This window comes from Acidovorax sp. T1 (genome assembly GCF_002176815.1).
Taxonomy (GTDB): domain Bacteria; phylum Pseudomonadota; class Gammaproteobacteria; order Burkholderiales; family Burkholderiaceae_C; genus Acidovorax.
The window spans coordinates 3,790,612-3,806,672 of the sequence record NZ_CP021648.1 but is presented as its reverse complement, the minus strand read 5'-3'; the positions used below and the strand labels follow the sequence as shown (position 1 = coordinate 3,806,672).

The window sequence follows — 16,061 nt, the reverse complement described above, 5'->3', positions numbered from 1 at the left end:
GCGGCAGAAGGCCGCTGAGAGCGCAAAGGCTTGGTAAATTACAGGCATGCCTGCAAGTTACCTGCCCTATGCACCGCAACAACAACGCCTGCTGCCAGACGCCCTGCAAGACTGGTTGCCCGAAGGGCACCTGGCGTACTTCATCAGCGACAGCGTCGACAGCCTGGACCTGAGCGCGTTCCATGCGCGATACGCCAAGGGCGGGCCGCGCAACCAACCGTTCCACCCGGCCATGATGGTCAAGGTGCTGATCTACGGCTACGCCACGGGCACCTTCAGTTCGCGCAAGCTCACCGCCAAGCTGCACGAAGACGTGGCCCTGCGCGTGCTGGCGGCAGAGAACTATCCCGCGCACCGCACGCTGTCTGACTTCCGCGCGCTGCACTTGCAAGAATTGGCGGCCCTGTTCGTGCAGGTCGTGCGTCTGGCACGCGAGTGCGGCCTGGTCAAGTTGGGCACGGTGGCAGTGGATGGCACCAAGCTCAAGGCCAACGCCAGCCGCCACAAGGCCATGAGCTATGAGCGCATGGTCAAAGCCGAGGCTGAACTCAAGGCGCAGATCGACGGGCTGCTCAACCGCGCCAGGGCCTCCGACGACCTGGAGAAGAACGAGCCCGAGGTAGACCTGCCCGGGGAGATCAAGCGCCGGGAAGACCGTCTCAAGGCCATCAGCGAGGCCAAGCTGCGGCTGGAGAAGCGTCAGCAGGAGGCCGATGAAGCACGTGGCCGCAGCAAGGACGATGAACGCAAGCCGCGCGACAAGGACGGCAAGCCCAAAGGCGGGCGCTACAAGCGCGACTTCGGCGTGCCCAAGGACAGCGCCCAGGAGAGCTTCACCGACACGGACAGCCGGATCATGAAGCGTGCCGGAGGTGGCTACGACTATGGCTACAACGCGCATACGGCGGTGGATGAGACGGCGCAGATCGTGGTGGCAGCCGAGCTGACGCACAACGCTGGCGACAGTGAGCGCCTGCCCGAGCTCCTGGAGGCGGTGAAGGCGAACCTGGGTGACGACGCCCGGCAGGTGCTGGCCGATGCGGGATTCCGTTCGGAGGCGGTGTTCGAGCAACTCAAGGGCAGTCCGAGCGAGCTGATCGTGGCACTGGGACGCGAAGGCAAGCAGGGGCTACAGGTTGATGCCGAACGCTACCCACGCACCGCAGAGATGGATGCCAGGCTGAAGACGCCTGAAGGCCAGGCGGCCTACCGCAAGCGCAAGTGGATCGTGGAGGCGCCCAACGGGTGGATTAAGAACGTGCTGGGGTTCAGGCAGTTCAGCTTGCGGGGATTGGAGAAGGTCAAAGCCGAGTTCAAGCTCGTGTGCCTGGCGCTGAATCTGCGGCGCATGAACGTCTTGCGTGCCCGCTGAAGGTCAAAGCGGCAGGCCCAGGTGTGGCTTGCCTGCTTGCGACACGCTGAGCGTGTTGGTTCAGGGCCGTTCCCACGGCCTCGCAATGCGGTGCCGGCGCTCTGCGCAGCCGGCAGGTGCAAAAACGTATGTGCGGAAAACCAAAAAGCTTCTGCCGCTCAGACTCCTAGGAAGAAGAGCCAACGACTTGCGCTCCAGCGCGCAGCAATTCAATCGAGCGTGACCGCACTGCGCGTCACGACTACCTTGAACGCCTTGGACTGGGTGGCCACCAACGCCCTGGTTTCAGCAGGCTTGCTGGGCATTGGATCGTAGCCAAGCTCGGTCATTTTTGCCTTCAGTTCCGGCTCGTTCACAACACGTGTCAGATCCGCCGAAATCTTCTCTGCAATGGGCATGGGAACCCCCTTGGGGGCAAAGAGGCCGACCCACCCTCTGGCCTCGAAACCAGCTGGGCCACCCGCCTCCGCCACAGTTGGCACTTGAGGATATGCGCTTTCACGGGCAGGCCCGGCGATGGCCAAGAATTTGAGTCGACCTGCCTTCACAAGGGGGCCTGCGCTCGCAATCGATCCGAATGCCCAAGTAACCTCTTGCCGGGCAACACCTGTGTAGAGCTGCGAGTTTTCCTTGTACGGCACATGCATCATTTTGGTTCCGGTTCCAGCCTCCAAAGCTGCGGAAAAAAGATGAGCAACACTGCCAATCTGCCAAGAACCGTAACTTATAGCACCCGGGTCGGACTTGGCCGCCTTTATAAGGTCGGTCATGCTGTTCCAGGGGGAGTCAGCTGAGACAGTTACAAAGAAGTAGCTGCCGTGGATGGGGCTGATGGGTTCAATGTCTGTCTCCGCGTTATAGGGGAGCTTCTTGTACATATGTGGAATAGCCGTCAAATTCAGACCATCCATATGCAGGAGCGTGTAGCCATCAACACCACTACGGCGCGCCTCTGAGATTGCAATAAAACCACTCGCACCCGGCTTATTGTCGATAATGACGGGTTGCCCCCAAAGCTTGGCCAGCTTGTCGGAGACCATGCGCAGCATGGCGTCGGGACCGGAGCCGGCAGAGAACGACGTCACGATCCGCACAGACCTGGACGGGTATGCCTGTGCATGGACAGCTTCGAGCATGAAGCCCTGCACGGCAAAGAGGCAGAGAATCTTAAAGAATAATTTTTTCATAGAAATGTCTCCTGTTAACGACTAAGAAATTCAGCCGAAATGCGCACCGCCATCGACGATGATTGTCTGGCCCGTGATGAAAGATGCATCTCGATTGATGAGAAAACTGACAGCTCCCTGCAAATCCTCTGGCAGCTGGTCGCGTTTCAGAGCCCGGCCGTTCTTGCCCAGATCGCGAAACTTTTCGACGTGCTCCTTGTTTTGAAGAATGCCCTCGCTCAAAGTGAACCCCGGTGCCACCGCATTCACGGTGATGGACCGGTCGCCGAGCTCACGGGCAAGGCTGCGGGTCATCGCAATGACGGCGCCTTTGCTGCAAACGTAGTGCAGCATGCCGGTCACGCCTTTGAGCGGCGATGTCGAAGCCACATTCACGATCGCGCCCCCACCACCCTTGGTCAGAATCGGCGCAACTTTCTGGATCGCGAGAAACGGACCGAAAGTGTTCACCTCCATGACACGCATCCATTCCTGCTTTTCCACCTTCTCGAAGGGCTGCATTTCCAGACTGGCAAACAAGGCAGCGTTGTTCACCAACCCGTGCAACCGCTTGCCTGATATGCCGACCTGTCCAAGAACACGGTCCCAGTCCGCAGCATCAACGACATTGGCGTTGTAGCCATCCGCGAGCCCGCCCTCGCGTCGAATCTGTTCCGCGGCCTCTTGTGCGCCCTGCAGATCCATGATGGCAACGTGGTAGCCATCCTCTGCGAGTCGTCGCGCGAACGCGTTTCCGATGCCTCTTGCTCCACCGGTGACAATGACCACCGCTTGGCTCTTATCCGTTTGAATATCAACTGCCATTCTTCTTTTCCTCAGGCGCACGGCATGTAGACGTGCTTGGTTTCCAGAAAATCGCTCAGGCCATCGACGCCATGCAGACGCCCAAGACCACTCTCGCGGTAACCGCCGGTTTCGACTTCGGCAAAAAGTCGGTTGTGCGCGTTGATCCAGACATTGCCGAACTTCAGGCGCCGAGCGATTTGCCGGGCTCGCTTGAAGTCATTCGTCCAGATCGACGACGCCAGGCCATAACGGGTCGCGTTGGCGCGGGTCAGGGCATCCTCGTCATCGCTGAATGTCTCCAGCGTGATCACCGGTCCAAAGATTTCGTCCTGCACAAAATGGCTCTGCAGATCCTGCGTGGCGATCAGTGAGGGCGTGAGAAACGCACCCGCACGTGGCAGGTCCTGGGGAACAGTCCCAGCCAGCAACACTTCGCAGGTCTCGCGCGCAGACTGCACCTCATCCAGCAAGCGTTGCTGATTGCGCCTGTCGATCAATGCCCCCATCGATGAAGCAGCGAGTTGTCCCGGGCCGACACGGACCTGCCTGAGGCCCTCCACGAGTGCCGCCTTGAAGCCTTCAGCGATGGACTCATGGACCAGCACCCGGCTGATGGCCGTGCACATCTGCCCCGCCATCACGCAGGCGCCCGGCACAATGCCCCGTACCGCATCGGCAACGCTGGCGTCCGGGAGCACAATGGCTGGCGCCTTGCCACCGAGTTCCAGCGACAACCGGGTCAGATTCTTGGCGGTCGAACCAGCGATCAGCTTGCCCACCTGGGTCGAGCCGGTGAAACTGATCACGTCGACTTCGACATGGGCGCACAGCAGCTTGGCACCGTCTGCGCCGTCTTCGACAAAAGACTGAACAAGGCCACGGGGCAGTCTCGTATCCTGCACCAAGCACTCCATCACCATGGCGTGCACCAGAGCTGTCTGGTGCGCGGCCTTGATCACCACCGCGCACCCGGCGGAAAGCGCAGGCGCCAGGGATCTCACGAGGAGCGTGACGGGTGCGTTCCAGGGAACGATGATCGCCGCCACACCGATCGCCTCGCGTTCAATCATCGAATAGATCTGTGGCTCAATTTCGAGCATCCGACCGAATAGATTGCGCGCCAAGCCCGCGTAGTAGCGCAGTTCGGAGATGCCAGCCAATACCTCGCCTTCAGCCTCGCGTCGCAGTTTGCCGTTCAGCTCAACGAGCGTATCCACAATCTCGTCTTTGCGTGCCTCAAGGCGATCGGCAAAGAGCCGCAGAACGTCCGAGCGAAGCTTAGGCTGGCTGGACCAGGTGCTGGACTCAAAGCAGTGTCGCGCGCCCGCAATGGCCGCCTCGATCTCCGGCAACGTCGCATTGACGTAATGTGCAGCGGGCTCGCCGGTCGCGGGATTGATACAAGCACCGGTGCGCTCGGCCGAAGCCGGGCACCATATGCCATCGATGTAGTTCAGGGCAGTTTTCATATTGCGTTTCTCTCTTATGCTGGATTTCCGATCGGAGCCTTGCAATGCATGCCCCACGGAATGGCGATTCGCTTTTCCATGCGGCGGAACAGCGGCTTGTGAATTTCTCTATGCCTTTACAGGCTCAAAGCGGCGACACGGTTGCGCGTACTTATGTGCCTTCCCCATCAAGTCGCTTGCGTGCCTGAAGATGCTCCCTGGCATCGTTGATGCTGTCTACCGCGAGCAGCCTGTCACCGCAGTAGTGATAGACGCTGAAGCTGCCACTGTCCGGCTCCCCCCGGGTCTCCCATCGATCCGCCCCGGTGGATAGGCCCGCGATTTGCAGCTTGATGTCGTACTGGTCACTCCAGAACCACGGTGCGGCAGCAAATGGGCGCTCTTGCCCCATCACGGCAGCGGCCGCGCTCTTGCCTTGCTCAACGGCGTTCTGGACCGACTCCAGACGCAGCAGGGTCCCCTCGCTGGTCGATCGCGCCGTGCAATCGCCTGCGGCGAAGATATAGGGATTGCTCGTCCTAGCGCAGGCATCGACAACGATGCCTCGGTCGCAAGCCAAGCCCGCGGCGCGAGCAAGGCCATCGTTGGCCTGTACGCCAACACCCACAATCACCAGTCCTGCCGGAAGGAGCGTGCCGTCGTTCATTTGAACGCCACACACTTGCCCATCGGCGCCAGTTTCGAAGGCGGCGATGCGCGCATTCAGAACCAGGTTCACACCGTGCCAGCGGTGCAACTGCGCGTACCACTCTGACAGCGTAGGGGCCAGAACGCGGCCAAGCAGGCGAGGCGCGGCTTCCAAGACCGTGACGGCGATTCGCTTCTTGCGCGCTGTGGCCGCCACCTCAAGTCCGATAAAGCCCCCACCCACAACCACCATCGGCCGATTGCTCTCTGCGCAGAGCGCCATGCGCTGCGCGATCGCCTGCGCGTCTTCCATGCTGCGCAGCGCCAACACACCCGTTGCATCTCTGCCCGGTATATCGAGCATCCGGGGCGAGGCGCCAGTGGCAAGAACGAGGGCGTCATAGCTCAATGCACCTCCGTCAGCCAACCGCACAAGGCGCTTGCCAATGTCTATCCCAATCGCCTGCGCATCGGTACGCAATGCAATGCCCTTTCGCTCCAGCGCATCGGGTGAGCGCATCGCGAGCTGCTCAGCCGCTATCTCGCCAGCCAGCCAGGACTTGGACAGCGGTGGACGGTGATAAGGTCCGCAGCGCTCGGCCCCCAGCAGGGTGATCGCGCCCGCGTAGCCCATGCCTCGAAGCGCCTCGGCCGTCTGCAATCCGGCCTGGCCCGCGCCGACAATCACCACCTTGTCAGGGCTCGTCATTGCTGTCGGTCAGGTAGGTGAACGATCAAGCCAGCCATGGCGGAATGCACCTTGACCTGACATGCCAGACGGCTGTTCGATCGCCGAGGTGCCGCCGCATCTTCCAGCATGTCGAGCTCGTTATTCGCAGGTGGTGGCAGTTCGCCTATTCGTGCTTCATCCACGTAGCAGTGACAGGTGGCGCATGCACACGAACCGCCGCATTCGCCCAGGATTCCTTCGACGCCGTTGGCCACCGCGCCCTGCATCAAGCTCCATCCGTCCGCCACATCCACGGTAACGGCCTGCCCGTGAGCTTCTACATAAGTGATAGTTGTCATCTGTAAATCCTCACTCCAGGATCAGTTCAAGCCGAGTGGGGCTTCGGAAGTTGGTGGACGGCATCCAAGGCAACTCGGCCTCAGCGCGCCGATACCGAGGGAAGACTTTGTGAAACTCCTCAAAAGCGACACGAAGCACCTGCCTGGCCATCATCGAGCCCAAGCAGGCATGAACGCCGCTGCCAAAACCCAGGTGCCCGCGAGGCTTCCGATTGAGGTCGTATCGATCAGGATCGGGAAATTGACGCTCGTCCCTGTTGGCAGACCCGTAGGCCAGGCACACCGCATCGCCTGCTTTCATGCGCTGGCCATGCAACTCGACATCCCGCGTCAGCGTTCTCTTGAATCGTTGGGCAGAGGTGTTGAAGCGCAGCGACTCCTCGATCGCATCAGGCAACAGATCAGGGTTTTGCACGCAGCCCGCTAAGGCTTCGGGATGGTCGGCCAAGTTCATTGCCATCAGGCTCATGAACGCTCCCATCGACTCGGCGCCAGCCACGATGAGCATCGTGGTGGTCATGATCACCTCGCGTTCGTCCAATCGATCGCCGTCAATCTCGGCCACGCTGAACTGCGAAATCAGATCGTCCGTTGGACGCGCGCGCCTCTCTTCGATGACGGAGACAGCAAACTCGTTGATCCACTTGAACGCGCGCTCATGTTCCTCCGTCTTGCCTTTGACCATGGGATCGGTCTGAACGCACAGCATCGCTTGTCGGCGAAGATGGTTCTCATCGGTTGGGGGCAGACCGATGATCAGCGACAACGTCTTCATCGTCATTGCGGTCGAAAACTCACGGTTGAAATCAAACCGCTTTCGGCCTTCGAACGACCTGACCGCCGTGCGTGCAATCTCCCGCAAATACTCATCCAAACCAGCAAGATTGCGCCTTGTGAACGCATGCTGAACGAGAGCTCGCAAGCGGTCATGACGTGGTGGATCGGTGGTGCCCAGCGTCGCGCCAGTGCGACTGGGCAGCTCGGCCAAGAGGTTGCCCTTGAGGGAAGAATAGGTCTGCCAATCGCTGGCTGCGGCGACCACGTCCGCATACCTGGACAGCACCCAGACCTTCCCAGCTTCGCTCCAATAGCAGGGGTAGTGGTCCCTGAGTTCCTTGTACAGGGGAAACGGGTTCGAATCGACAATGGGGTCGTAGGGATCAAACACAAACATGCAATGCCTCCAGATGAGCAAGCCATAGACGGCTGCCTAGATTGCACTTTATGGACACTGGATGCCCTACAGCTGTACTATTCAGGGTTATTTATTGCACTTTATTGATAATCACCAATACTTGACTTGGCCGCATTTGGGAGACAGAGCATGAACATGCAAAATGGCTTGGCGGTACAGAGTGTTCCCCGCTATGGCTTGTACGGCGAACCCTTGCAGAGCAGCCCTGTCCTCATGCACGTCGAGCCTATCGAAACTCGCACTCGTGCGTTGAACGGGGAAATCAGCATCCACATCCATCAGAACCTGCACCAGATAACTTGGCTCGCGAGTGGGCAGCTCGAAGTCCAAGTCAATGGTCACCGGCGGACACTGTCAGGACCAGCTGCCGTGATAGTCCCGGCACTCACAGTGCATTCCTCTAAAGCTGCGACAAATGCCGACGGCTACGTATTGACGGCCCGGCTGGAGTTCTTCCATTGCTCGGAGAGCAAGGTGGCCAGCGAAGTGTTCAAGCGCCTGTGCTCAGCACCATCGGTGTTCATGCTGGCGCAGCAGCCCGATGGCACGGCAGACATCAATGCGATGTTCGCTCTGCTAAACCGCGAATATCAGACGAGACATGAGCGCAGCGACTTGGTGATGGACCGTGTGGCGAAGGCCATCTGCCTGCTGCTCGCACGGCAAAACATGGTGCCTCTTGGGGATGGATACTCAGTGAGGGGCAACTCGGAAATTGCGCAGTTTCTGACTCTCGTCGATCGCTACTTCTCTGCGGATTTTTCCCTATCAGAGTACGCCAAGCATCTCAACTGCCAAGTAGAGAAGCTGATCAGAATCGTCCGTAAGGGAACAGGAAAGAGCCCGATGCAACTGGTGCAGGAGCGTCGCCTCAGAGAGGCATGCCATCGCCTCACACACATGCAGACTCCTGTATCCCAGATCTCTGTCGAAGTTGGCTTCAACGATGTCGCATATTTCTGCCGATTCTTCAAGAAGCGCATTGGATTAACGCCAAGCCAGTATCGTGCGAACCATGCCAGCGGCCGCAAGCTTTGAAGGTCGTATCGGTTGACTGCGCACCCTGCCGCCGTACTCGCGCATCTAGCTAGCGATGCCGTCAAGCTCTTTGAGCACGCCGCGCGCCAGATTGAGCAGCACAAACGCGGCGGCCGTGGGTTCGGTTCCCAAAGAGCACGCCGGCATCGCCGATTCCACTTCGTAGTAGTCGAGGAGTAAGCGCGTAAACGCTTCAGCACTCGAAGGCGTTGATTTCCACCATGAAGTGATCCACTAGCCCCCGGTGGGGGGCAGTAAGCGCACGGTGATCCCATCTTGAAGGCAGCGCTTGAAGCGGGCATCGTCCCCCCGATGGAGTCTCGTGGAGACGATGGAGCAATCTTTGAACCAAGACCGCCCACGGCGGCGTGAGTACAGCAAGCAATTCAAGGCAGAGGTACTGACCCGCTGCGCCCAGCCCGGTGCCAGCGTCGGCGGCGTGGCCCTGGCGCAGGGACTGCACTCGAACATGGTGCACCGCTGGATCCGCGAGCAGCGAGAGCGGCAAGCATTGGCACCGCCCGCATTCGTGCCTTTGAGGATGCCGACTGTCCCATTCATTCCAGCAGCGCTGCCTGCCAAGCAGGCTGAGCCTGCTGGCGAGCAATCCTTGCCCGAGGTTGATCTGCAGATCCAGCGCGGCGAATTGCTGGTGCGCCTGCAATGCCCGCTCTCGCAATGCGGGGCACTCCTTCGCGAGCTCTTGCGATGATCCGCATCGACGCCGCCTGGCTGGCCACCGCCCCGCTGGACATGCGCGCCGGTACCGACACGGCCTTGGCCCGGGTCGTCAGCGTCTTCGGCGCCGCCCACCCCCACCATGCCTATCTATTCGCCAACAAGCGCGCCAACCGCATGAAGGTGCTGGTGCACGACGGCATCGGCATCTGGCTGGCCGCTCGCCGCCTGCACCAGGGCAAGTTCGCCTGGCCGGCGCCGGTCGATGCCCATTGGCAGCTCGAGCGCTCCCAGCTTGACGCCCTGGTCTTGGGCCTGCCCTGGCAGCGCATGGGAGACGCCGGCATCATCACCATGGTCTGAAGCCGGCGCGCAATCCGTGGATCTGCGCATGACAGCCCAGGATCTTCCTTGGCACACTGGCTGCCATGGTGGTGCAGCAACAATCCCTGAACGATCTCAGCGCAGAGCAACTGCGCGAGATGGTCGCCAGCCTCATGGGCCACGTGAGCGACAAGGACGCGCAAATCGCCCGCCACCAAACGGAACTCAAGCACAGCCAGGCGCTCAACGCCAAGCTCACCCATGAAAACGCGCTGCTCAAGCGAATGAAGTTCGCCGCCCAGTCCGAACGCTTCAACGCCGAGCAGCGCAGCTTGCTCGAAGACGAGATCGAGGCCGACCTGGCAGCGGTCGCCATCGAGATCGAGCAACTCCAGCCACCAGCGGCTGCGCCCGAAGCCAAGCAACAGCCCAAACGCCAGCCGCTGCCGGCCAACCTGCCGCGGCGCGAGATCCGCCACGAGCCTGAGTTGACTACCTGCGCCTGTGGTTGTGCGATGAAGCGCATCGGTGAAGACGTGGCCGAAAAGCTGGACTATGTGCCCGGCGTGTTCACGGTGGAGCGCCACATCCGTGGCAAGTGGGCCTGCGCCAAGTGCGAGACCATCACCCAGGTGCCGGTCGAGGCGCATGTGATCGACAAGGGCATCCCGACTGCGGGCCTGCTGGCCCAGGTGCTGGTGGCCAAGTACGCCGACCACCTGCCCCTGTACCGTCAGGAAGCCATCTTTGCTCGCGCAGGCTTGGGCCTGCCTCGCTCCACCCTGGCGCAGTGGGTGGGCACCTGTGGCGTGCGACTGCAACCGCTGGTCGATGCGCTCAAGGCGGAGATACTCAGCCGCAGCGTGCTGCACGCCGACGAGACGCCGGTGCAGATGCTCAAGCCTGGCAAGGGCACAACGCACCGCGCATATCTCTGGGCCTACGCACCTGGCGCCTTCGAAGACATCAAGGCAGTGGTGTACGACTTCTGCGAATCCAGGGCGGGCGAGCATGCTCGCCGCTTCCTGGGCGACTGGCGCGGCAGCCTGGTGTGCGACGACTTCGGCGGCTACAAAGCAGGGTTTGCGCAAGGCATCACCGAAGCCGGCTGCCTGGCGCACGCCCGGCGCAAATTCTTTGACCTGCACGCGGCGCACAAAAGCCAGATCGCCGGGTTCGCGCTGGAGCAGTTCGCCAAGGTCTACGACATCGAGCGCGAGGTAAAAGACCTGAACGCCGATCAACGCCAGGCCATCCGGCAACAGCACTCCAAGCCCATCCTGGATGCGCTGCACCAGTGGATGACATTGCAGCGGCAAAAACTCCCGGACAGTTCGGCAACTGCCAGGGCCCTGGAGTACAGCCTCAGGCGCTGGGTGGCACTGACACGCTTCGTGGATGACGGGCAATTGCCCGTGGACAACAACTGGATCGAAAACCAGATCCGGCCAATAGCCATTGGCAGAGCCAATTGGCTGTTCGCCGGTAGCCTGCGCGCGGGCCAGCGTGCGGCGGCGGTGATGAGCCTGGTGCAGTCGGCCCGTATGAATGGGCACGATCCCTATGCCTACCTCAAGGATGTACTGACGCGGCTGCCCACGCACAGGGCCAGCCGGGTGGGGGAATTGCTGCCGCATCGCTGGCAAGATCCAAGCGCCTGATCAATAGCCGCAAGCCCGGCGACGGTCAACGTGGGATTGCCGCGCCCTTACCTTGCATCTATCTCGACGGCAGCATGACAACTGCCGGCTTCATAAAGGGCGCCATTGTGCCCGCTACGGGCAGCTTGGCTGAGGCAACTGGCTTAGAGCGGCTCACACGAGCCGTGAATTGCAGATTGGCGATTGAAGCGAGGCGCGAAGCGGAAGGCACGACAAAAGGTGCGTCAAGGTGAAGCGGCCATGTATCAAGGATCGCGTGAGCAGGTCTTACTTGCCTTTGAGCCGTTTAAGCACGCTGCCGATGGCAGTCATCAGACCCATGATGGAGAGCACGGTGCCAAAGCCCGGCACAAACGGGGAAATGATCACGCCGCCCACGATCAGCGCCAGCGAGAAGGGCGACACCCAGGGCTTGCTGGCAGTCTGTGCCTTGCGGCCTTCCATCGCGTGCTCCATGGCCTTGAAGCGCTGTCTGGCTTCGTCCTTGGTGAGGGCCTTGCCCTGCTGCCCCGAGGAAGCTGTATGCGGCGCAGGGCGGCCGGCTTGATTGCGCTGCGCCTGCTCGACCATATCTCGCGCTTTTTGCAGCGCCTCGCGCAGCTGGGCGATGGGGGAGCTGCTCTGCACGCCCGGCGTAATCACGGCTGTTTGAATCGCTCCAGCAATGCTTTTCTGGGTCCGACGAAACTCGGGGCTAGCGCGCAGCAGCTCATCGACATAGGCCACATAATCTCCATTGCGCGGACCTTCATAGCTGGAGGGAATCATGTTCAGCTTCCTAGAGTCACGGACGATTCACAGCCAGGCGCTGCGCAATTTCATCAACCAGCTGGCGCGCCAGCACATCCTTGCTGGCATGGGGCAGCTCCTTGGTGCCCTGATCATCGATCAGCAGCAGGGCATTGTCATCCTTGCCAAAGGTGGCGGGGCCGATATTGCCCACCAGCAGAGGCACCGCCTTGCGCAGGCGCTTGGCGCTGGCATGCTTGAGCAGATCATGGCTTTCAGCCGCAAAGCCCACGCAATACAGCTTGCCGGACTTGGCCTGGGCGGACTGGGCCACGCCAGCCAGGATGTCGGGATTCTCGACAAAGCTCATGGCCGGCACATCACCCGATCCGTCCTTCTTGATCTTCTGATCAGAAAATTCGGCCGGACGCCAGTCGGCCACTGCGGCAGTAGCTATGAAAATAGTGGCATTACCCACCTGCGACTGCACGGCTTCCTGCATCTGCCGCGCCGACTGCACATTGATGCGCGTCACGCCACGCGGCGTGGCCAGATGCACGGGGCCCGCCACCAGCGTCACCTGCGCACCAGCTTCCTTAGCAGCACGGGCAATCGCAAATCCCATCTTGCCGCTGGAGAGATTGGTGATGCCGCGTACCGGGTCGATCGCCTCAAACGTCGGGCCGGCCGTCACCAGCAAATGCTGGCCCCGCAGGCGCTTGGCCGTGAAGTGGGCGGCCAGCTCTGCCATGATTTCCTCGGGCTCCAGCATGCGACCGTCTCCGGTCTCGCCACAGGCCTGGCTGCCGTTGCCCACGCCCAGCACGATGGCCCCATCGGTCTGTACCTGGGCCAGATTACGTTGGGTGGCAGGGTGAGCCCACATCTCGCGGTTCATCGCCGGGGCCAGCAGCAGGGGCACGCTCTCCATGGGACGGGCCAGGCACAACAGGCTGAGAAGCTCGTCGGCACGGCCCTGGACCAGGCGGGCAATGAAGTCGGCGCTGCAGGGGGCGATCAGGATAGCGTCGGCCTCACGGCTCAGATTGATGTGAGGCATGTTGTTGGGTTCGCGCCGATCCCACTGGGAGGTGTAGACTGCGCGCCCAGAAAGCGCCTGCATGGTGACCGCCGTCATGAACTGCTCGGCCGCCTCCGTCATGACCACTTGCACAGTGGCACCGGCTTGAACCAACAAGCGGCACAACATGGCCGATTTATAACAAGCCACGCCCCCGGAGAGACCCAGCACCAGATGTTTGCCTGCGAACACGTTTATCGGGCAAGCCTTCGCCTGCCATGGATCACACTGTGACCCATAAATTGCTTGCTGTCAATTCCCTGACAAAGCTTTGATAAATCTTTACAGAATCAATACAAAGCTTGCCAGACCAGCAAGTTCCCTTAAAGGGGAAAGCCGTAACTTAGCATGGTGCCGGTTACAAGTCCACCCAGTATCAATTGCCAGAGCGCACCCAGCCCGCATCAAACCAGGACGACAGCAGCTCCAGCGCATCATCGCTGGCACTTGCCAGATCTTTGCGCGACAGGGCCCGGGTATCGGCAAGCTTGCGCATCAGCGTTGCATCACGGCCACCGGCAAGATAGCTTTCGCCATTGATGAAGATATGCTTGGGGTCGTACATCATGCGCGTGCGGCGATCCAGCACAACGCTTTCAAACATGCCGTTTTCGTCGCCATGTTCAAACCAGACATTGGCCTTGGGGTCGGTCAGGTACTCGCCCAGCGCGCGCTCCAGCGCCAGCGGCTCGGCCATGGCTTTCTTCAGCGCTTCGCGGGCAAAGTCATACATACCTTCAGGAATCAGCGCCGGGTTGCTAACGGCTTCCTGCTTGGGATCTTTGTAAATGACCGGATTCTCAGGCTCGCCCGGCTCATCCGACATGCGCAGCAACAACTCACGTCCCAGTTCGCTGCGGTCGGGCGAGCGAAAACCAATGGAGTAAGTCATGCACTCACCTTCAGCCACACCGTCATGTGCCCACTTAGGCGGCAGATACAGCATGTCGCCGGGCTCGAGCACAAACTCTTCCTCTGGCTCGAAGTTCGAGAGGATTTTCAAAGGTTTGTCCGGCTGCAGCGACAGATCCTTTTGCCGGCCGATGCGCCAGCGACGCTTGCCATGAGCCTGTAGCAAGAATACGTCGTAGCTGTCGAAATGCGGACCCACACCGCCCTGGTCTGTGGCAAAGCTGATCATCAGATCGTCGAGACGCGCCTCAGGCACAAAGCGAAACTGCTGCAGTAACGCATGCGCCTGGGCGTCATGCATGTCCACACCCTGCACCAAAACCGACCAACCCGGTTTGGTGAGCGCAGGCAGACTGCGGCGGGACAAGGGGCCGTGACTGAGTTTCCAGCTGTCGCCACCCTGCTGCTGAATCAGGCGTGACTCCACGCCCTCCTCACCGGCCATGGCCAGCAGGCGGGCGCGGGAAATAGGCGCTTTGAAGCCGGGAATGGCCTGACGCACCAGCAAAGGCTTTTTATGCCAGTGGCGGCGCATGAATTGGGAGGCGGTGAGCCCACCGAGCAAAGTGAGCGGCGTATTGATATCCATGAAAATGCAGTCCTGCTTTCTAAGCGATGGTCTGCATTGTCCTATAGCCCCCGTCCACCTTGGGCTGTGCAGATCAATGACCAAGCGCCCTGAATTCAGACGGTGACATGCCGGCGTAGGCCTTGAAGGCTCGACTGAAGTGCGCGCTGTTGCCAAAACCGCAGCCCATGGCGATCTCGGTAATGGTGCGGTGCGCGAGCGCCGGAGATTGCAGCTCTCGCATGCAAAGCTCCAACCGGCTGTGCTGGATGAAGCCACCGAGAGACTGTTCTCGCCCCGCAAAAGCGTTGTGCAAGTGGCGCCGGCTGCAGTTGAGCGCCTCGGCCACCTGATCTACTGACAAGCCGTGGTCACGAACATGACTTGCCACATAGCTGCAGATACGGTCATACAGCGCCTGCTTTTGCGTCACGGCCGTAGCCTCTCCACTCAGCGCCAGCAAGGACAGATGCACCATATCCACCAGCAACTCGCCTGCGCGGCATGCCAGCGGAGCCGTCATATTGTCCAGCTCCTGATAGGTGCTGCGCATGGTCTGCAGCGCGATGCGTGCAATGCCTGCACTGCCTCCCACCGTGCGCCCCATGAGATTTTCCAGTCTCAAACCACGCTCGACGATGCTTTGCTTGGGCACCATCATGATGAGGTGCTCGGTGTGCTGGGGGTTGGCCACCACATAGGGCCGCGAGGTGTCGTAGATCGCCCAGTGGCCATCACTCACAAGGGACTTGCTGCCATGCTGCTCCACCTCGGCGTAGCCCACCCAGGGGGCGATGATCTTGAGATAGGCCGCTTCACTGTCACGCAGGCGGTGCGAGTCACGAATCACACGATGACGCCCGGCATCGAGCTTGGTCAGCATGACATCCCCGGCATAGGCCACGTTCAAATGCCCATCAAAGCGCGTATCGCCATACAGATCCGTATTCAGACCCGAGAACAGCTGCGCTATCCAGTCATGCCAGGCTGGCGCAGTATCCTTTTCGGGAAGACCATCAGTACTGAGTACCACGGGCGCGGTCATGTGCCTTGACTCCTCGTTATTTGCGTCTCTGCCTGTGTCGACAAAGTTTGCCAATTATCAGTAAGTAAGCGCTTTCGTGCTTCAGCCACCAGCAAATTCCCAGCATGGCTTTCAATCTAGGGCAAACCCTAGGCCTCGTGCACGATTCGTCAAGCGATTTGTGCACATTGCGCACAGCATCTTGCGGACGCTTTTTCTACGATCACTCCCACGCCATTTTTAGGCAATACACAAAAAACTAGTTGGGGACAAGCCCGGTGACGCAAGCCTTGTGCAACTGTCGCCTCCCCCCCCCCCACTTTTTGAACTTGCATCAACAAGCTGTGACAAAGTCACGCGCCCTTGGTAGGGAAGGAAGCG

General features: G+C 60.5%; 15 protein-coding genes. 5 read left to right on the top strand and 10 right to left on the bottom strand.

Annotated features, from left to right (window positions below):
- The first annotated feature begins 46 nt into the window (after positions 1–46).
- On the top strand, positions 47–1,372 hold the full coding sequence (locus CCX87_RS17695) for an IS1182 family transposase (protein ID WP_087747897.1): 1,326 nt from the start codon (positions 47–49) through the stop codon (positions 1,370–1,372).
- Between the two features lie 209 nt (positions 1,373–1,581).
- On the opposite strand, the gene CCX87_RS17690 is transcribed toward CCX87_RS17695, so the two are convergent.
- From CCX87_RS17690 to CCX87_RS17665, 6 genes are all read right to left on the bottom strand, one after another.
- Complete coding sequence (locus CCX87_RS17690) at positions 1,582–2,559, bottom strand: Bug family tripartite tricarboxylate transporter substrate binding protein (protein WP_087747896.1); 978 nt, start codon at positions 2,557–2,559, stop codon at positions 1,582–1,584.
- 30 nt (positions 2,560–2,589) lie between these two features.
- Complete coding sequence (locus CCX87_RS17685; protein WP_087747895.1) at positions 2,590–3,363, bottom strand: SDR family NAD(P)-dependent oxidoreductase; 774 nt, start codon at positions 3,361–3,363, stop codon at positions 2,590–2,592.
- 11 nt (positions 3,364–3,374) lie between these two features.
- A complete protein-coding gene (locus tag CCX87_RS17680; RefSeq protein ID WP_087747894.1) occupies positions 3,375–4,814 on the bottom strand; it encodes an aldehyde dehydrogenase family protein in 1,440 nt (479 codons plus the stop codon).
- A gap of 151 nt (positions 4,815–4,965) precedes the next feature.
- Complete coding sequence (locus CCX87_RS17675; RefSeq protein WP_087747893.1) at positions 4,966–6,150, bottom strand: NAD(P)/FAD-dependent oxidoreductase; 1,185 nt, start codon at positions 6,148–6,150, stop codon at positions 4,966–4,968.
- Complete coding sequence (locus CCX87_RS17670) at positions 6,147–6,470, bottom strand: 2Fe-2S iron-sulfur cluster-binding protein (protein WP_087747892.1); 324 nt, start codon at positions 6,468–6,470, stop codon at positions 6,147–6,149. Before CCX87_RS17670 ends, CCX87_RS17675 begins: the two co-directional genes overlap by 4 nt.
- A gap of 10 nt (positions 6,471–6,480) precedes the next feature.
- Entirely contained in the window at positions 6,481–7,644 is a 1,164-nt protein-coding gene (locus tag CCX87_RS17665) for a cytochrome P450 (protein ID WP_087747891.1), read from the bottom strand.
- A gap of 150 nt (positions 7,645–7,794) precedes the next feature.
- Here CCX87_RS17665 and CCX87_RS17660 point away from each other — a divergent pair, with 150 nt between their 5' ends.
- From CCX87_RS17660 to tnpC, 4 genes are all read left to right on the top strand, one after another.
- Entirely contained in the window at positions 7,795–8,703 is a 909-nt protein-coding gene (locus tag CCX87_RS17660; RefSeq protein ID WP_087747890.1) for a helix-turn-helix domain-containing protein, read from the top strand.
- Between the two features lie 343 nt (positions 8,704–9,046).
- Positions 9,047–9,415: a transposase gene (locus tag CCX87_RS17655; RefSeq protein WP_232476439.1), complete on the top strand. Its 369-nt coding sequence runs from the start codon at positions 9,047–9,049 to the stop codon at positions 9,413–9,415.
- Positions 9,412–9,744, top strand: coding sequence for an IS66 family insertion sequence element accessory protein TnpB (gene tnpB / locus CCX87_RS17650; protein ID WP_034383057.1), 333 nt, complete (start codon positions 9,412–9,414; stop codon positions 9,742–9,744). Before CCX87_RS17655 ends, tnpB begins: the two co-directional genes overlap by 4 nt.
- Before the next feature lie 68 nt (positions 9,745–9,812).
- Entirely contained in the window at positions 9,813–11,366 is a 1,554-nt protein-coding gene (gene tnpC, locus CCX87_RS17645) for an IS66 family transposase (RefSeq protein WP_442857486.1), read from the top strand.
- 267 nt (positions 11,367–11,633) lie between these two features.
- Here tnpC and CCX87_RS17640 read toward each other — a convergent pair whose 3' ends face one another.
- The 4 genes from CCX87_RS17640 to CCX87_RS17625 all read right to left on the bottom strand — a co-directional run bounded on the left by CCX87_RS17640 (position 11,634) and on the right by CCX87_RS17625 (position 15,701).
- Positions 11,634–12,134 (bottom strand): hypothetical protein, encoded by a 501-nt coding sequence (locus CCX87_RS17640; RefSeq protein WP_034383076.1) that lies wholly within the window; start codon positions 12,132–12,134, stop codon positions 11,634–11,636.
- A 16-nt stretch (positions 12,135–12,150) separates the two neighbouring features.
- Positions 12,151–13,374 carry a bifunctional phosphopantothenoylcysteine decarboxylase/phosphopantothenate--cysteine ligase CoaBC gene (gene coaBC / locus CCX87_RS17635; protein WP_034383074.1) on the bottom strand — a complete coding sequence of 408 codons (1,224 nt, stop codon included), beginning with the start codon at positions 13,372–13,374 and terminating at the stop codon, positions 12,151–12,153.
- Between the two features lie 178 nt (positions 13,375–13,552).
- Entirely contained in the window at positions 13,553–14,677 is a 1,125-nt protein-coding gene (locus tag CCX87_RS17630) for a cupin domain-containing protein (RefSeq protein ID WP_034383072.1), read from the bottom strand.
- A 73-nt stretch (positions 14,678–14,750) separates the two neighbouring features.
- Positions 14,751–15,701: a helix-turn-helix domain-containing protein gene (locus tag CCX87_RS17625; RefSeq protein WP_034383071.1), complete on the bottom strand. Its 951-nt coding sequence runs from the start codon at positions 15,699–15,701 to the stop codon at positions 14,751–14,753.
- Positions 15,702–16,061 lie beyond the last annotated feature (360 nt).

Bases quoted from the DNA above. Each gene is read 5' to 3' on its own strand.
- CCX87_RS17695 (WP_087747897.1), top strand. From the start codon at position 47: ATGCCTGCAAGTTACCTGCCCTATGCACCGCAACAACAACGCCTGCTG.
- CCX87_RS17690 (WP_087747896.1), bottom strand. From the start codon at position 2,559: ATGAAAAAATTATTCTTTAAGATTCTCTGCCTCTTTGCCGTGCAGGGC.
- CCX87_RS17685 (WP_087747895.1), bottom strand. From the start codon at position 3,363: ATGGCAGTTGATATTCAAACGGATAAGAGCCAAGCGGTGGTCATTGTC.
- CCX87_RS17680 (WP_087747894.1), bottom strand. From the start codon at position 4,814: ATGAAAACTGCCCTGAACTACATCGATGGCATATGGTGCCCGGCTTCG.
- CCX87_RS17675 (WP_087747893.1), bottom strand. From the start codon at position 6,150: ATGACGAGCCCTGACAAGGTGGTGATTGTCGGCGCGGGCCAGGCCGGA.
- CCX87_RS17670 (WP_087747892.1), bottom strand. From the start codon at position 6,470: ATGACAACTATCACTTATGTAGAAGCTCACGGGCAGGCCGTTACCGTG.
- CCX87_RS17665 (WP_087747891.1), bottom strand. From the start codon at position 7,644: ATGTTTGTGTTTGATCCCTACGACCCCATTGTCGATTCGAACCCGTTT.
- CCX87_RS17660 (WP_087747890.1), top strand. From the start codon at position 7,795: ATGAACATGCAAAATGGCTTGGCGGTACAGAGTGTTCCCCGCTATGGC.
- tnpB (WP_034383057.1), top strand. From the start codon at position 9,412: ATGATCCGCATCGACGCCGCCTGGCTGGCCACCGCCCCGCTGGACATG.
- CCX87_RS17640 (WP_034383076.1), bottom strand. From the start codon at position 12,134: ATGATTCCCTCCAGCTATGAAGGTCCGCGCAATGGAGATTATGTGGCC.
- CCX87_RS17630 (WP_034383072.1), bottom strand. From the start codon at position 14,677: ATGGATATCAATACGCCGCTCACTTTGCTCGGTGGGCTCACCGCCTCC.
- CCX87_RS17625 (WP_034383071.1), bottom strand. From the start codon at position 15,701: ATGACCGCGCCCGTGGTACTCAGTACTGATGGTCTTCCCGAAAAGGAT.